This is a genomic window from Annamia dubia NIES-4383, assembly GCF_055394725.1.
Genome location: NZ_AP025630.1, coordinates 2,523,351 through 2,539,007, shown reverse-complemented (window position 1 = coordinate 2,539,007; position 15,657 = coordinate 2,523,351). Strand labels below are relative to the sequence as shown.

13 protein-coding genes are annotated in these 15,657 nt (G+C 35.7%); 9 read left to right on the top strand and 4 right to left on the bottom strand.

Features of this window, described 5'->3' with window-relative positions; translation table 11 throughout:
- Positions 1–50 precede the first annotated feature (50 nt).
- Both cbiD and guaA read left to right on the top strand, forming a co-directional pair.
- Positions 51–1,202: a cobalt-precorrin-5B (C(1))-methyltransferase CbiD gene (cbiD, locus tag Anndu_RS11400; protein ID WP_464101318.1), complete on the top strand. Its 1,152-nt coding sequence runs from the start codon at positions 51–53 to the stop codon at positions 1,200–1,202.
- Positions 1,203–1,536: 334 nt separating this feature from the next.
- Positions 1,537–3,135 carry a glutamine-hydrolyzing GMP synthase gene (gene guaA / locus Anndu_RS11395; protein WP_464104081.1) on the top strand — a complete coding sequence of 533 codons (1,599 nt, stop codon included), beginning with the start codon at positions 1,537–1,539 and terminating at the stop codon, positions 3,133–3,135.
- A 178-nt stretch (positions 3,136–3,313) separates the two neighbouring features.
- On the opposite strand, the gene acsF is transcribed toward guaA, so the two are convergent.
- Positions 3,314–4,378 (bottom strand): magnesium-protoporphyrin IX monomethyl ester (oxidative) cyclase, encoded by a 1,065-nt coding sequence (gene acsF, locus Anndu_RS11390; protein ID WP_464104080.1) that lies wholly within the window; start codon positions 4,376–4,378, stop codon positions 3,314–3,316.
- 159 nt (positions 4,379–4,537) lie between these two features.
- The gene (locus Anndu_RS11385; RefSeq protein ID WP_464101317.1) at positions 4,538–6,175 is read right to left on the bottom strand and encodes an alpha/beta hydrolase; all 1,638 of its coding nucleotides are present in this window, start codon (positions 6,173–6,175) and stop codon (positions 4,538–4,540) included.
- Between the two features lie 463 nt (positions 6,176–6,638).
- Between Anndu_RS11385 and trpE the strand changes: the two genes are divergently transcribed.
- The 6 genes from trpE to lpxA all read left to right on the top strand — a co-directional run bounded on the left by trpE (position 6,639) and on the right by lpxA (position 13,706).
- Positions 6,639–8,168 carry an anthranilate synthase component I gene (trpE, locus tag Anndu_RS11380; protein WP_464101316.1) on the top strand — a complete coding sequence of 510 codons (1,530 nt, stop codon included), beginning with the start codon at positions 6,639–6,641 and terminating at the stop codon, positions 8,166–8,168.
- 590 nt (positions 8,169–8,758) lie between these two features.
- Positions 8,759–9,331, top strand: a complete 573-nt coding sequence (locus Anndu_RS11375) for an HD domain-containing protein (protein ID WP_464101315.1) — start codon at positions 8,759–8,761, stop codon at positions 9,329–9,331.
- A gap of 140 nt (positions 9,332–9,471) precedes the next feature.
- A complete protein-coding gene (locus Anndu_RS11370; RefSeq protein WP_464101314.1) occupies positions 9,472–11,442 on the top strand; it encodes a BamA/TamA family outer membrane protein in 1,971 nt (656 codons plus the stop codon).
- Positions 11,443–11,478: 36 nt separating this feature from the next.
- Positions 11,479–12,327 (top strand): UDP-3-O-acyl-N-acetylglucosamine deacetylase, encoded by an 849-nt coding sequence (gene lpxC, locus Anndu_RS11365; RefSeq protein ID WP_464101313.1) that lies wholly within the window; start codon positions 11,479–11,481, stop codon positions 12,325–12,327.
- Positions 12,328–12,369: 42 nt separating this feature from the next.
- Complete coding sequence (gene fabZ / locus Anndu_RS11360; RefSeq protein ID WP_464101312.1) at positions 12,370–12,828, top strand: 3-hydroxyacyl-ACP dehydratase FabZ; 459 nt, start codon at positions 12,370–12,372, stop codon at positions 12,826–12,828.
- Between the two features lie 95 nt (positions 12,829–12,923).
- Positions 12,924–13,706 (top strand): acyl-ACP--UDP-N-acetylglucosamine O-acyltransferase, encoded by a 783-nt coding sequence (gene lpxA / locus Anndu_RS11355; RefSeq protein ID WP_464101311.1) that lies wholly within the window; start codon positions 12,924–12,926, stop codon positions 13,704–13,706.
- Positions 13,707–13,751: 45 nt separating this feature from the next.
- Here the strand turns inward: lpxA and gmk are convergent, their stop codons facing one another.
- Together gmk and remA are read right to left on the bottom strand one after the other, a co-directional pair.
- Positions 13,752–14,315 carry a guanylate kinase gene (gmk, locus tag Anndu_RS11350; RefSeq protein ID WP_464101310.1) on the bottom strand — a complete coding sequence of 188 codons (564 nt, stop codon included), beginning with the start codon at positions 14,313–14,315 and terminating at the stop codon, positions 13,752–13,754.
- A 78-nt stretch (positions 14,316–14,393) separates the two neighbouring features.
- Entirely contained in the window at positions 14,394–14,648 is a 255-nt protein-coding gene (gene remA / locus Anndu_RS11345) for an extracellular matrix/biofilm regulator RemA (RefSeq protein WP_464101309.1), read from the bottom strand.
- A gap of 367 nt (positions 14,649–15,015) precedes the next feature.
- On the opposite strand from remA, the gene Anndu_RS11340 reads away from it, so the two are divergent.
- The gene (locus Anndu_RS11340; protein WP_464101308.1) at positions 15,016–15,651 is read left to right on the top strand and encodes an LOG family protein; all 636 of its coding nucleotides are present in this window, start codon (positions 15,016–15,018) and stop codon (positions 15,649–15,651) included.
- Positions 15,652–15,657 lie beyond the last annotated feature (6 nt).

Here is a 15,657-nt window from a genome sequence, read left to right as displayed (position 1 = left end):
GTGGGAATTTCCCACCTAAAAATAATATTTATTTAAGTAATTTAAACCCTATGGATAATAATAAAAATTTAAAATCAGGTTATACTTTACCCGTGTTTGCGGTGGCTAGTGCGATGGCTTCTTTAAGTTATTTAAAGGAAGAAAAAACAATTGAAACGATTAATCTTGAATTAATAAAACCTGCTCAAATAGCTTCAATTAAAGTTGAACAAGTGGCCAGAATTAAAGATAATCAAGCCTTAGCTATTACCCTCAGTGATCCGGGGGATAATTTAGATCTAACTCGTCATACTCCCGTCTGGGCATTAGTAGAATTAGAAGAAAGTATTAACCCAATTTTAGACGAACAAATTATTATTAAAGGGGGTGAAGGTATCGGTAAAAAAGTTAAGGAAAATGATCAACCTGCTATTTATAGTTATGCCCAAGAATTAATGATTTTTAATCTCAAAAAGTTATTAACTCCCCATGAAAAAGTAACAGTTACGATCATTTTACCTGAAGGTAAAAGTTTAGCTAAAAGAACATCTAATGAGGCTTTTGGGGTAGTGGAAGGTTTATCTTTATTAGGTACTTCTGGAGTGGCTCAACCCTTGAGTTCTCAAGCTCAATTAGAATATTATTTAGAGGAATTAAAAGTTAAAGCTCAACAGTTTAAAACTTTAGTATTTTGTATTGGTGAAAATGGTTTAAGTTTGGCTCAAGAAATGGGTATTAATTCCCAACAATTACAAAAAACAGCTAACTGGATCAGCCCCATGTTAGTACAAGCTAGTTTATTAGGAATTGAAGAAATATTATTATTTGGTTATCATGGTAAATTAATTAAATTAGCTGGAGGAATTTTTCACACCCATCATCATTTAGCTGATGCGAGAAAAGAGATTTTTATTTATCATTGTGTTAAGTTAAAATTACCCTATTTGATCTTAGAAAAAATTTTATTAACTGAAACCACAGAAGATGCTTTAATGATCTTAAAAGAAGTGGATCAACAAACTAATAGTAATTGGGTAGAAAATATTTATCAACAAATTGCTTTAACGATCGATCAAAGAGCGCAAGAACATATTAAAAAACATACATCTCTTGAGATTACAGTAGGCTCGATCCTGTTCGATCGTCAAAGAAAGATTATTATAAAAAGTGCTGAAGGTACATCAATTTTTACTAACTTATGTTATAATGATCTGAATTTATAAAAAGTCTATCCATTTAGAGAAAGATAGAAAAATGCTGTTAGATATTATAACTTTTTCTAAGCAAAATAATCAAACGGCAATTTCAACAATTGACAATTGACAGTGGACAATTGACAATTACCTCTACTAGCAGTGGAGAAATTGAAAATAAGGAGATATTGAAAATTAAGGAGAAATTGAAAATAAGAAAAAAATTTGAAAAAATTTTTTTATTTTTACCCGATCTAAGGGTAGGTTTTCAACCTAATTAATCTTTACATTTTTATTTGTTAACTTTTATTGTGAATTAAGGTAATTATTAAGAGTGAATACTTCATCTATAACTAAGGAAATTATGCCAGAAAATCTCAATCAAGAAGATTTTTCTGGGTCTTTAAATCGTCAAATAATTGTAATAATTGATTTTGGCTCTCAATATTCTGAATTAATTGCAAGAAGAATCAGAGAAACTCAAGTTTATTCTGAGGTTATATCCTATCGTACCTCTGCTGAACAGTTAAGAAAAATTGCTCCTAAAGGAATTATTTTATCGGGTGGGCCTAATTCTGTTTATGATCAAAATGCGCCCGAATGTGATCCCGAAATTTGGAATTTAGGGATCCCCGTTTTGGGTGTTTGTTATGGGATGCAGTTAATGGTGAAACAGTTAGGAGGGAAGGTAGAAAGGGCAAAATTGGCCGAATATGGCAAGGCTTCTATTTTTATTGATGATCCCACGGATCTATTGACCAATGTGGAGCAGGGTTCTACCATGTGGATGAGTCATGGTGACTCTTGTACTAACCTTCCGGCCGGTTTTGAAATTTTGGCTCATACCCATAATACCTCTTGTGCGGCGATCGCCGATCATGACAAACAACTTTATGGTGTTCAATTTCACCCCGAAGTGGTACATTCCCAATATGGGTTAGCTTTAATTCGTAATTTTGTTTATCACATTTGTGAGTGTGAACCCACCTGGACAACTGAGGCTTTTGTACAGGAAGCGATTAGAGAAATCAGAGGAAAGGTAGGGGATAAACGGGTTTTATTAGCGTTATCAGGTGGCGTTGACTCCTCAACTTTGGCCTTTTTACTCCATGAGGCGATCTCGGATCAGTTAACTTGTATGTTTATTGATCAGGGCTTTATGCGCAAAGGTGAGCCGGAGCGTCTAGTGGAGCTTTTTGATCAAAAATTTCACATCAATGTGGAATATGTTAATGCAAGGGAGCGCTTTTTAGAGTTAATGAAAGGTGTTACCGATCCCGAAGAAAAACGCAAACGCATTGGCCATGAGTTTATTAAGGTTTTTGAAGAAGAGTCAAGAAGATTAGGGCCTTTTGACTATTTGGCACAGGGTACATTATACCCCGATGTGATCGAGTCGGCGGATACCAATGTTGATCCCAAAACGGGGGAAAGGGTAGCCGTTAAAATTAAAAGTCATCATAATGTGGGCGGTTTACCTAAGGATCTTCAGTTTAAACTGGTTGAGCCTTTGCGCAAATTATTTAAAGATGAGGTGCGCAATGTGGCACGAGCGATCGGTTTACCTGAAGAAATAGTGCGCCGTCATCCTTTCCCCGGCCCGGGTTTAGCTATTCGCATTATTGGGGAAGTAACCTCAGAAAGACTCAATATTTTACGGGATGCCGATTTTGTTGTGCGCGATGAGATCGCTAAACGTGGCATTTACCATGACTATTGGCAGGCCTTTGCGGTATTATTGCCGATCCGTAGTGTGGGGGTAATGGGGGATCAACGCACCTACGCGCACCCCGTTGTATTACGTTTTATAACCAGTGAAGACGGCATGACGGCCGACTGGGCGAGAGTTCCTTATGATATTTTAGAGGCTATTTCCAACCGCATTGTGAATGAGGTTAAAGGCGTTAACCGTGTAGTATATGATATTACATCCAAGCCCCCCGGCACGATCGAGTGGGAATAATTAATAAGTACCTAAGCAAAATTAATTACATAATGTGGAATGGGCATCCTGCCCGTCACAGGCTAGAAGCCTGTGCCACCATTGAGTAATTAATTACACACATCTACTTAGTTGAAAAGTAGAGACATTGCACCAAAATGTCTCTACTTTTGCATTAATTATGAGGTGGAAGTTAAGTTTAACGTACAGTATCTCTTAATGCTTCAGCATCAATTGGTTTAATCAAATATAAGATAATTAAATTCCACAAAATTGCAATTTGATAGGGTAATTTTTGTAAAGATTTAATCAAAGAGGGAGCGTTACTTTGATCAAGATTAGCAATAGTTTGATTATATTCTGCACATCTTTCTAAACGTGGGAAAAATTCAGGATGTTCTGTGTTTAAAATGGCAGGGAAACAACGCGCGGCCGTTTCATTTGTTTTACGGGTAACTTGACGATCATATTCCGTTGCATCTAAGCCTACTGCTTTATAAAAATCGTCTCTTTCATGTACGGTTAAAGTGTGGGTAGCGAATACAGATAAAAGGAAGAATCTTGCCCATAGACGACCTTTCCAGCCATCCCACATTGAAGATTGAGATCTTAAAAGTGCGTTAAAAATATCTCCGTGACGGTTTTCATCTTGACACCAATTTTCAAATTTTTTAAACAGTGGATAAAATTGAAATTCGGGGTGTTTTTCTAAGTGGCGGAACATGATAATATAACGCCAATAACCAATTTTTTCTGATAAATATACCGCATAAATTACCCATTCTGGTTTAAAGAAAGTATAAGTCCGATGTTGAGTTAAATAGCCTAAATCTAAGGATATATTAAAGTCACTCATGGCTTTATTTAAAAATCCGGCATGACGGGCTTCATCTCTGGCCATTAAGCCAAATATTTGTGACAAAAATGGATTTTCGTTTTTAATGCGGCGAGAAATTTCTTTAAATAAAATAAATCCAGAAAATTCAGAAGTGCAAGAGCGCTCTAAAAAGTTAACAAAGGCTTTACGAGTTGTTTCATCAATATGTTCCCAAGATTGCTCAAAATCGTCATCCCGCATAAAATGGCGACTATTATAGTCCGCTTTCATTTCTTCTAACATGGCTTTAAGTTGCTCCTCTTGGGCAGAAACATCCATCTTGGCGATCGCTTTAAAATCTGTAGTATAAAAGCGTGGTGTGAGCAGATTTTCTTTAACTTCTTTAATTTTTATATGCCCAGAGGGGTTAATTGCGGTACTTACCATAATTTTAATAATTCCTTCAATATTCATATAACTTGATAGTTATATAACTTAACCCTATTTGTGGATTTTAGCAAAAAATTGTTACATTTCGCAATATTTGGGGCGAGGACAAGTTGTAATTTTGTAAAATCAAGCAAAAATTTAAGATGTGAAGAATGTCTAATTATTTACAGTAAAACTATTAAGCCAACTATTTAAACTCGAGGGAATTTCTGTAGTAAATCTTAATTGAATTTGATCTGTTGATAAATTTTGAACATAATCAGCAGAAATAAAATATTTATATTTATTTTCTTCTTCATTTAATTGATTAATCAACGCTAAACTTATTCCTTTAATTACTTGTTTTAAATTATCCGTTTCTGTGCCAATAACTTCGGTTGTAAGATTATTTTCTCTGATGGCATCCCCTGAAAATTGTTGATCCGTAACGCTAAGATGGGTTGCCCCCAGTGCCACAATTAAATATTTTTCTCCTTTTAAATGGCTAAAAGGCCGTAATTGATTTTGAATTGTGGGGGTAAGGGCATCATCTCCTGATGCTAAAATCATCGTAGGAATACTCACATTTTCTAACCCTTTTTCCCCAAATAATGATCCCACTAGGGGATTAAGCGCGATCGCCTGTTTAATTCTCGGATCTTGTAACTTAAAATTCTGATTCGGCAGATTTTGAGCCACACATTGTAGCCAATCAGCAGGATTTCTACCAAAATAACTTAAATTATGACAATATTCTTTTAAATAATTGAAATTTAATTGTCCTCCTGCCAATACTAAAGCGGTATAACCTCCGAAAGAATGACCAATAATTGACACATTTTCTGTATTTAATTTTCCGGTTAAAGTTTCATCACTTTGATTTAATAAAGTTAATTGATCCAAAACAAAACTAATATCTTCAGGGCGATCAATAAATTCCTGTGGGGATAATAATTGACTTAATTCTAAGCCAGAATTAAGATTATTAAAAATATTAAAATTACTTCCGATATGCTCTACACTTACCACTGTAAAACCATGAGAAGCTAAATGCACGGCTAAATATCGCAGAAATTGACGATCTGAGCCAAAACCGTGAGACATCACAATCAGAGGTTTTTGAGTATTTTCAGCCGTAAAAATATTTACAGGAATCTGACGATTACGAGTGTGATCATAAAAATTAATGGTACGCTGAAAAACTTGCATTTGATCAGCTAAAGCAGGATTAAGAGGCGGTAAATTTTCAGGATGAATCTCCTGTTTCAGAGTGCGATCTAAAAGAGGATTAATCATTTGACTCTGTAAATGTGAGCCATTGATCTGTAAAGCAATTCCGACAATTTTAGTTAGATCTATGGTGACATTTTCCTCTGGATAGGCTTGTAAAATACTGACTATGCTTAACTCATTACTTTGTCTAATGGCAAGGGCGATCGCCGCTTGTAACACTTCCACACTACTGCCCGGAATAGCAGTAATAATTTTTTCTAATAATGATTTACCAAGAGTAGATCGGCTTAATTCCTCAATTAATTGATCGCCAATATTGGGATCAATTTCTAATTTTGCTTTTAATAATTGCTGAATTTGAGGATTTAATAAAGGTTTATAAATTTCTAAATTTTCAGAAATTTCTCCATTTTGTGCAAATTCAACTAAATCATTAACGGGGAGCGATCGCTCTAAAGGCCCAATTTTTAAGATTAAATTTTGAGCGGCCAAAACAGGAAAAGTTAAAAAATTAAATAGGGCAATAACCGAGAAAGTAAGCACTTTCCAGAAATTAAGATGATAGGAATTAACTTGGCTCATAATATTTTAAAATCAAATTAGTACAACAAATTTTTAACTTTTTGTAAACTATAGCTGGTGATCTAACACAAGTCTTAAAAATAGATTAAATGTTAATTGATCAGACTGTTTTGGCCGCTGGAAGTTTCCTCACTTTTAAAGATTAAATTTTGGTCATATATTGATATTTTTAGATTAAAATAAAGATAGATTAAAAACATTTAAGTAAAGTCAGGAGGTTTAAATTATGTTGACAAATTACTACAATAACCTTAAATTGACATTAATTGATACACTTTTATATTTGTATCTGATTTTCTATCTTAATCTTTATCTACAAAATTAGTCTTCAACAATTGACACTAGACAAGTGACAATTACCCTTATTTAAAAGTAGAGAATTGAAAATAAAGTTATTTGATATGATTTAATATACTGTTACAAACCCCCAATAACCAATAACGAAGAACAAATAACTAAAATTATGATTTTTCCCGATTTTTCTCAATTTAAAACCCTTGCTAGTGGTGGTAATTTTATTCCCGTTTATCAAGAATGGGTTGCTGACTTAGAAACTCCAGTTTCCGCATGGTATAAAATTTGTGCTGATCATCCCTATAGTTTTTTATTAGAATCAGTAGAAGGGGGTGAAACCATCGGACGTTATAGTTTTCTAGGTTGTGATCCGGTGTGGGTTTTAGCTTGTGAGGGAAATCAGACTATTCAAACCCATCGAGATGGTACGGTAGAATCTTTTGAGGGTAATCCTTTTGAGATTTTAGCCGATCGCCTCAAACCCTATCAGCCCGTGAAATTACCGGAATTACCGGCCGGAATCGGCGGTTTATTTGGCTTTTGGGGTTATGAGTTAATTAATTGGATTGAACCCACTGTGCCGATCTATCCCCGTCAAGAGGGGGATCTGCCAGACGGTATTTGGATGCAGGTTGATAATTTAATCATTTTTGATCAAGTTAAGCGCAAAATTTGGGCGATCGCCTACGCCGATCTAAGGGATCCCTACGTTAATTTAGAAGAAGCCTATCAAAGTGCTTGTGATCGAGTCACAAAATTAGTTTTAAAATTAAAATTACCCCTCCCCGTCAAAGCCAAACAGTTAGAATGGAACTCCCCCCAAAATCCCCGTTATCATCAGCCTTTGAACTATAGCAGTAATACCACTCAAGAGGCTTTTTGTGAGAATGTAATCAAAGCCAAAGAATATATTAAGGCAGGGGATATATTTCAAGTGGTGTTATCCCAACGCTTACAGGCTACCTATCACGGCGATCCCTTTGATTTATACCGCTCCTTAAGATTGGTGAATCCCTCTCCCTATATGGCTTTTTACCATTTTAAAGACTGGCAAATTATCGGCTCATCCCCTGAAGTGATGGTAAAAGCCGAGCGTTTAGAGGATCAAGGTTTAAAAGCCATTGTGCGCCCGATCGCCGGAACACGCCCCAGAGGTAAAACCCAGGCCGAGGATCAAGCTTTAGCCCAAGAGTTATTAGCAGATCCCAAAGAAATTGCCGAACATATCATGTTAGTGGACTTAGGGCGCAATGATCTAGGGCGAGTGTGTGAAAAAGGGAGCGTTGAGGTGGATCAATTAATGGTGATCGAGCGTTATTCCCATGTGATGCACATTGTGAGCAATGTCATCGGCAAATTAGACTCAACTCAAACCGCTTGGGAATTATTAAAAGCCTGTTTTCCGGCGGGTACGGTAAGCGGAGCGCCCAAAATTCGGGCGATGGAAATTATTAATGAACTTGAGCCGGAAAGACGAGGCCCCTATTCCGGCGTTTATGGTTATTATGATTTTGAAGGGCAGTTAAACACGGCGATCGCCATTAGAACGATGGTGGTACGCTCCCAACAGGAAAATTGTCATCAAGTTTCCGTTCAGGCCGGAGCGGGAATTGTAGCGGATTCTGAGCCTGAGAAAGAATATCAAGAGACTCTGAATAAAGCTAAAGGTTTATTAGAGGCTATTCGGAGTTTAATATAATTTTGTCATTGGTCATTGGTCATTGGTTATTGGTAATTATTAGATAAATAAAAAATTAGATGAGTTCAATTTATTGAACGATCACTGTTAGCAATGAAATTAATTTCATTGCGAGTGAATTACTCACCGTGATCTCTTAAAGTATTGATACCGCCTTGAAATGAATTTCAAGGCTAATATAAATCGTTCAATGAATTGAACTTAATTTATATTAGAAATTATCACTTTTTTAATAATTTGTGATTTATTAATCTTAAAAATAAGTGAAAAAGCCTAACATAAAAAGATTACAAAGATCATAAAAATTGACTTTGAAAACACCCTGCTCTGTAAGCATGGCGTTTTCAAAGTCGGGGGTAAAATGCAATTCTTAGTTCAATTTATTGAACGATCACTGTTAGCAATGAAATTAATTTCATTGCGGGTAAATTACTCACCATGATCTCTTAAAATATTGATACCGCCTTGAACTTAAGTTCAAGGCTAATATAAATCGTTCAATAAATTGAACTAAATTTCTAACAGCAATTATCTCCTTTTCATAATTTTTATTTCTTTTCATCGTTCATCGTTCATACTTCATACTTATTGTGAAATTATCACAGCGTTTTTCAGAAGCTTTAAGCTTTGCCTTTGAACTCCATCAAGATCAAGAGAGAAAAGGCTCTGGTATTCCCTATATTTCCCATTTATTAGGGGTGGCCAGTTTAGCCTTAGAATATGGGGCCGATGAAGATGAGGCGATCGCCGCCTTACTTCACGATGCGATCGAGGATCAGGGCGGGATCGCCACCAGAGACGAGATTTTACGCCGTTTTGGGGAAAAAGTCACCAAAATTGTCGAAGGTTGTAGCGACTCACAAACTATCCCTAAACCACCTTGGAAACAGAGAAAAAAAGCCTATTTAGAACATTTAAAAAAGGCAGATCAATCAGTTTTATTAGTAGCAACAGCCGATAAATTATATAATGCCCGTTCAATTTTAAAGGATTATCACTTATTAGGGGATGAAATTTGGGAGCGTTTTCACGGCAAAAAAGAGGGGACAATTTGGTATTATCAATCTTTAGTTACAGTATTAAATTCCCGTAATTGTGATTTATTAATTCAAGAATTAGTTAAAGAATTAATCACAGTAGTAGAAAAAATCCAAAAATTATAATTACAAATCATACCCTAATTCAGCAACGCCACCCCCCAGAGAGGAACATTTTTAAGTAGTCGTAGTCAGCACATCTGATATAATGTCAGATGTCAATTGTCATCTGAAAAAACAAACTTTTATTATTCTGGTATTTGGAAGTGTCTAAAAAAATTAAACAATTAACTTTGACCCCTGTTATTCTTAGCATCTTAGCTGTTGTTAGTCCTTTAAGTTTGGCTCAACCTGCTCATGGTCAGACTCTTGAAGAAACTCCAATCGTGGTTCAATCAAATCATTCTGAATTAATCGCTCAAAATGAAACCCAACCTCAAAATAACACATCAGAAGCAAAAGTTTTAGTAGCGGAAATTGTGGTTTCTCAAAAATCCGGTACAATCACTCCAGAATTTGAAAATCTAGTCTTAGATACCATTCAAACTCGTCCGGGTACGCAAACCAGTAGATCTCAATTACAAGCCGATGTCAATGCGGTTTATGAAACGGGTTTATTTGCCGATGTAACCGTTATTCCCGAAGATACGGATTTAGGTGTGAGGATTACTTTTCAAGTTGAACCCAATCCCATTTTAACAAGGGTTGAAGTACAACATATTCCCGCTAATATGGACAATTCTGTTTTACCAGATGATAAAATTAACGAAATTTTTGCTAATAATTACGGCAAAATTCTTAATTTGAAAGACTTACAACAGGGTATTCAAACTTTAAATCAATGGTATAAAGATCAAGGTTATGATTTGGCTCAAGTGGTGGGCGCACCTGAAATTTCTAGTGATGGAGTAGTTACTTTAATTATCGCTGAAGGTGTGGTAGAAGATATTAAAGTTAGATATTTTAATGAAAATCAAGAAGAAGTGGAAGGAGTGACAAGGGATTTTATTATTAAACGAGAAGTGGAATTAAAAGCGGGTGATGTTTTTAATCGTAATCTGGCACAAAGGGATTTACAAAGGGTTTTTGGTTTGGGTTTATTTGATGACGTGAGGCTTTCTTTTAGTCCGGGGGAAGATCCCAGTAAGGTGGTGGTTAATGTGGATGTAGTGGAAGGTAATACAGGATCATTGGCCGCAGGTGCGGGTGTAAGTTCCGCCAGTGGTTTATTTGGAACTCTTAGTTATCAACAGAAAAATTTAGGGGGTAATAATCAAATTTTAGGGGGTGAAGTGCAGTTAGGCACAAGGGAATTATTATTTGATTTGAGTTTTACCGATCCTTGGATCGCAGGAGATCCCTATCGTACTTCCTACACGGTGGACTTTTTCCGTAGACGTTCCATTTCTTTTATTTTTGATGGGGGAGATCCTGAAATTAATTTACCTAATGGCGATCGCCCTCGCATTGTGCGCATAGGTGGCGGAGTTAGTTTTTCTCGCCCATTTCCAGCTAATCCCTTTGAAAAGGCTGATTGGCGTTTTTCCACTGGTTTAGAATATCAAAGAATAGAAATAACCGATGCTGATGGAAATACTAGCCCCTTGGATGCTTTAGGAAATCAGACCAGTTTTAGTGATAGTGGCATTGATGATTTAATTACTTTTCAGTTTGGAGCGAGTAGAGATCGCCGTGATGACGCTTTACAGCCTACCAGTGGCTCTTTCTTGCGTTTAGGAATGGATCAAACCGTACCTTTAGGATCGGGTAGTATTTTATTTAATCGCATTCGTGGTAGTTATAGTTATTATATTCCGGTGGACTACCTCAAATTAAGTGAAGGCCCACAGACGATCGCTTTAAATATCCAGGCCGGAACGATTATCGGCGATTTACCGCCCTATGAGGCTTTTTCTCTGGGTGGGAGTAACTCGATCCGAGGTTATGATGAAGGGGATGTGGGCAGTGGCCGCTCCTTTTTACAGGCAACGGCGGAATATCGTTTTCCCTTATTTTCCGTGATAGGGGGGGCTTTATTTATGGATTATGGCACGGATCTTGGCACGGGTAACAGTGTTCCGGGAGATCCGGCCGGTGTGAGAAATAAACCCGGTGATGCTTTTGGTTATGGTTTAGGGGTGAGAATACAATCTCCTTTAGGCCCGATTCGGGTAGACTATGCCTTAAATGAGGGTGGTGACAGTAAAGTTCATTTCGGTATTGGGGAAAGATTTTAAACAGTTGATATTTACCAATCATACATAACCAATTTTATGACTTTTACGATTAAAAATCCGGTTGAATGTTCGGGCATCGGGCTTCATTCGGGGGAAATAACTCACGTTAAATTACTTCCGGCTCAAGCTGATCAAGGGCGTTATTTTGTGCGCGTAGATCTACCGGATCAGCCTCAAATTTGCGCTAATTTAAGCTCGGCGGGGGAAACTACCCTTTCCACTGAATTAACTCAAAATGGGGCTAAAGTGCGCACGGTGGAGCATCTTTTAGCGTCTTTAACTGCTTTTGGGGTTAATGATGTGTGCATTGAAATTAATGGGGCTGAAGTGCCTTTATTAGATGGCTCGGCTCAAGTTTGGCTTGAACTTTTAGCAAAGGCTGAATTAAGCCAAAATTCAGAGGGTAATCTTAATTTATTTTCTGAACAAAAAATTGTAGAACCTATTTCTATTTATGATGGGGAGGCTTTTGTGACGGCTTTCCCTTCTAGTGAGATGCGTTTTACCTATGGAATTGATTTTCCCTATCCGGCGATCGCCAATCAATGGTATAGTTGGAATCCTCAGAAAGACTCTTTTGCGGAGGCCATCGCCCCGGCCAGAACTTTTGGCTTTGCGGATCAGGTGGAAAAATTAAAAGCAATGGGCTTAATTAAAGGTGGTAGTTTAGAAAATGCCCTTGTATGTGACAATGAAAAATGGTTAAATCCACCTTTGAGGTTTTCAAATGAGCCAGTCCGTCATAAACTATTAGATTTAATAGGGGATTTAAGTTTATTAGGAACTATTCCCCAAGCTCATTATTTAGCCTATAAAGCCAGTCATCATTTACATATTCGTTTAGCTAAAGCTATCAGTTATCAGCTATCAACTATCAGTCATTAGTTGTTATTTATTACTTATTATTTATTAATTATTATTATTGTTATGTCAGAAGAAACAACTCCCATAAAAACTACTTTTAATGTTCAAGAAATTCATCAATTATTACCCCATCGTTATCCCTTTGCTTTAGTTGATCGAATTATTGATTATATCCCAGGAAAGAAAGCTGTGGGCATTAAAAATGTTACTTATAATGAGCCATTTTTTCCCGGTCATATTCCCAGTTTACCCTTAATGCCAGGGGTTTTAATAGTAGAAGCAATGGCACAAGTTGGGGGTATAATTTTAACTCAAATGCCCGGACTTGAAGGAAAATTTTTTGCTTTTGCTGGTATAGATCAAGTTAAATTTCGCCGCCCCGTTACCCCTGGGGATCAATTAATTATGACGGTAGAATTATTAACGATGAAACGTCAAAGAATTGCTAAAATGAAGGGCGAGGGAACAGTAGATAATCAAAAAGTTGTTCAAGGAGAAATGTTATTTTCTTTAATTGATTAATGGTTATTAGTTATTTGTGATTATCAATTATTAATTATCCATTATTACTTATCAATTATCCATTATTACTTATCAATTATTAATTATCCATTAAAATGATTCATTCTACTGCGATTATTCATCCTCAAGCTCAACTAGATCCCACCGTGAAAATTGCCCCCTATGCTGTTATTGGAGAAGGGGTAAAAATTGGCGCAAATACCACCATTGGAAGTCATGTAATTATTGATGGGCTAACAGAAATTGGCGAAAATAATCGCATTTTCCCCGGCGCGGCGATCGGTTTAGAACCCCAAGATTTAAAATATAAAGGTGGTCAAAGTAAGGTCATTATTGGTAATAATAATACCATTAGGGAATATGTTACCATTAATCGAGCTACTGCGGAAGGTGAAATTACCAAAATTGGCCATAATAATTTATTAATGGCTTATGTTCATGTGGCACATAATTGTCAATTAGAAAATAATATTGTTATTGCTAATAATGTGGCCTTGGCCGGTCATGTTGAAATTGAAAGTAAAGCCGTGATCGGGGGTATGTTAGGAGTTCATCAATTTGTCCATATTGGTACAATGGCCATGTTAGGAGGAATGAGTCGTATTGAGCGAGATGTGCCTCCCTATATGTTAGTTGAAGGTAATCCTTCAAGGGTAAGATCTCTTAATTTAATTGGCTTAAAAAGGGCAGGTTTAACATCAGATGAAATGAAAAGTTTAAAAGATGCTTTTCGTCTTTTATATCATTCTGATTTAACTTTTACTCAAGCACTAACCACCTTAAAAAATCAAGAAAAAAATAATTATATTGAACATTTATGTAATTTTATTGAAGGGTCAATTGCCCAAGGTAGAAGGGGTATTATTCCGGGAAAATAAGACTTTTATTATCAATTGTCAATGATCACAATTATCAATTGTCTATCAATTGTCAATTGATAAATGAAGCACTTTTTCTAAAGTCAGTAAAGAACAATCTAAATTATCATTAATAATTTGTACCTCAAAATTAGACGCTTCTTCTAATTCTTCTATTGCCCGATTTAATCTTTTAATAATTACATTTTCTGTGTCAGTTCCACGGCCTCTTAAACGTCTTTCTAATTCCTCAATTGAAGGAGGTAAAATAAAAATTCTTAAGGCAGAAGGAAAACTTTTTTTAATTAAATTTGCTCCATTAGTTTCAATTTCTAAAATAACAGTTTTCCCTTGATTAATTAATCTTTCAATATTTTGGCGCGGCGTTCCATAATAATTATCCGCATATTGCGCCCACTCTAAAAATTCCCCCTGTTCAATTTTAGTTTTAAATTCATCTACAGTTAGAAAAAAATAATCCTTTCCATCTATTTCACCCTCACGAGGTTGACGGGTAGTAGCAGAAATAGAAAGATTTAAGTTAGAATACTTTTTTAAAAGCGATCGAACTAAAGTCCCCTTCCCAACACCACTTGGCCCAGTAATTACAACTAATTTTCCAATGGACATAAATCACCAATTATTAAACATTAAATGATTGAAAATTATTAATCAATCATAACAGTAAATGGTCATTAAAATTAACAATTAACTAATAGATTTATGATTAATAAAACGATGTGCCACCGTTTCCGGTTGAATTGCCGATAACACAACATGAGTAGAATCCGTAATAATCACCGCCCTTGTGCGTCTACCATAGGTTGCATCAATTAAACGATTATTCTCCTTAGCCTCATTAATAATACGTTTAATCGGTGCAGATTCAGGACTAACAATCGCAATAATTCGATTTGCCGACACAATATTCCCAAAACCAATATTAACCAGTTGAATATCCATAATAATTCCGTATTAATAACTCGTAATTTTGATAAATTAAGACAATCTAAAAATACTTAAAATTCATTCATCTTTTATTAATTGACAATTGACATTAATTTAATTAGGTTTAAAAACCCCAAAAAGTGCAAAAACAAAAAAATTTTTTCTTATTTTCAAACCTCCATTTTTAAGTAAAGGTTCTTGTCAACTGTTCAATAACTTGATTTTGCTTTAATTTTAAATATTTTTGCTTTAATTTTAGCTTTTTTTAACTTTTTGACACATCAAAATTCTAATTGAATGTATTTTGTTGAACCTAGCGTTATAAAATACACTAATCAACCTCAAAATTTTCCTTAATCAAATTATAATTATTTCAGTTTAAATGATTTCAAAAGAAGCCTTAGCCGCCTTTCTCAAACATGAGCGCAAAAATTATCGAGTCACCATTTTTGGTTCAGCACGAATTGAAAAAGAAAAATCCCTTTATCAAGAAGTACAAAAATTTGCTTTTGATTTAACTCAACTAGGCTGTGATATTGTCACAGGAGGAGGCCCAGGCCTAATGGAGGCCGCCAATGAAGGAAGTATTTTAGGAGATCCCCTAGATCAAACTAAATCTATTGGTATTAGAATTGATCTTGATTTTGAACAACATACTAATCCCTTTGTCGAAGAAGTTTACCATCATCATACCTTCTTTTCACGCCTACAACATTTTGCTTTAATTGCTGATGCCTTTGTGGTAGTACCAGGGGGCATTGGTACGGCCTTAGAATTTTTTATGATTTGGCAATTAATTCAAGTCAAAAAATTAACAAATACCCCCTTAATTATGGTGGGAAAAATGTGGTCAGAACTTTGTGATTGGGCAACAGAATATATGGTTAATAACCCTAATCAACTAGCCTCTTTAGATGATCTTAAAATTCCCATTTGTGTCAACAACTTTGAAGAAGCCAAGCAAATTTTAGCCCACCATCAAGAACACTTTAAAACCTCTTTAAAAGAGCCAAAATAATTAATT

What these genes read in the sequence shown, in the direction of transcription:
- Anndu_RS11385 (WP_464101317.1), bottom strand. Translation starts at nt 6,175, where the DNA reads ATGAGCCAAGTTAATTCCTATCATCTTAATTTCTGGAAAGTGCTTACT.
- trpE (WP_464101316.1), top strand. Translation starts at nt 6,639, where the DNA reads ATGATTTTTCCCGATTTTTCTCAATTTAAAACCCTTGCTAGTGGTGGT.
- acsF (WP_464104080.1), bottom strand. Translation starts at nt 4,378, where the DNA reads ATGGTAAGTACCGCAATTAACCCCTCTGGGCATATAAAAATTAAAGAA.
- guaA (WP_464104081.1), top strand. Translation starts at nt 1,537, where the DNA reads ATGCCAGAAAATCTCAATCAAGAAGATTTTTCTGGGTCTTTAAATCGT.
- cbiD (WP_464101318.1), top strand. Translation starts at nt 51, where the DNA reads ATGGATAATAATAAAAATTTAAAATCAGGTTATACTTTACCCGTGTTT.
- lpxA (WP_464101311.1), top strand. Translation starts at nt 12,924, where the DNA reads ATGATTCATTCTACTGCGATTATTCATCCTCAAGCTCAACTAGATCCC.
- Anndu_RS11340 (WP_464101308.1), top strand. Translation starts at nt 15,016, where the DNA reads ATGATTTCAAAAGAAGCCTTAGCCGCCTTTCTCAAACATGAGCGCAAA.
- lpxC (WP_464101313.1), top strand. Translation starts at nt 11,479, where the DNA reads ATGACTTTTACGATTAAAAATCCGGTTGAATGTTCGGGCATCGGGCTT.
- fabZ (WP_464101312.1), top strand. Translation starts at nt 12,370, where the DNA reads ATGTCAGAAGAAACAACTCCCATAAAAACTACTTTTAATGTTCAAGAA.
- gmk (WP_464101310.1), bottom strand. Translation starts at nt 14,315, where the DNA reads ATGTCCATTGGAAAATTAGTTGTAATTACTGGGCCAAGTGGTGTTGGG.
- remA (WP_464101309.1), bottom strand. Translation starts at nt 14,648, where the DNA reads ATGGATATTCAACTGGTTAATATTGGTTTTGGGAATATTGTGTCGGCA.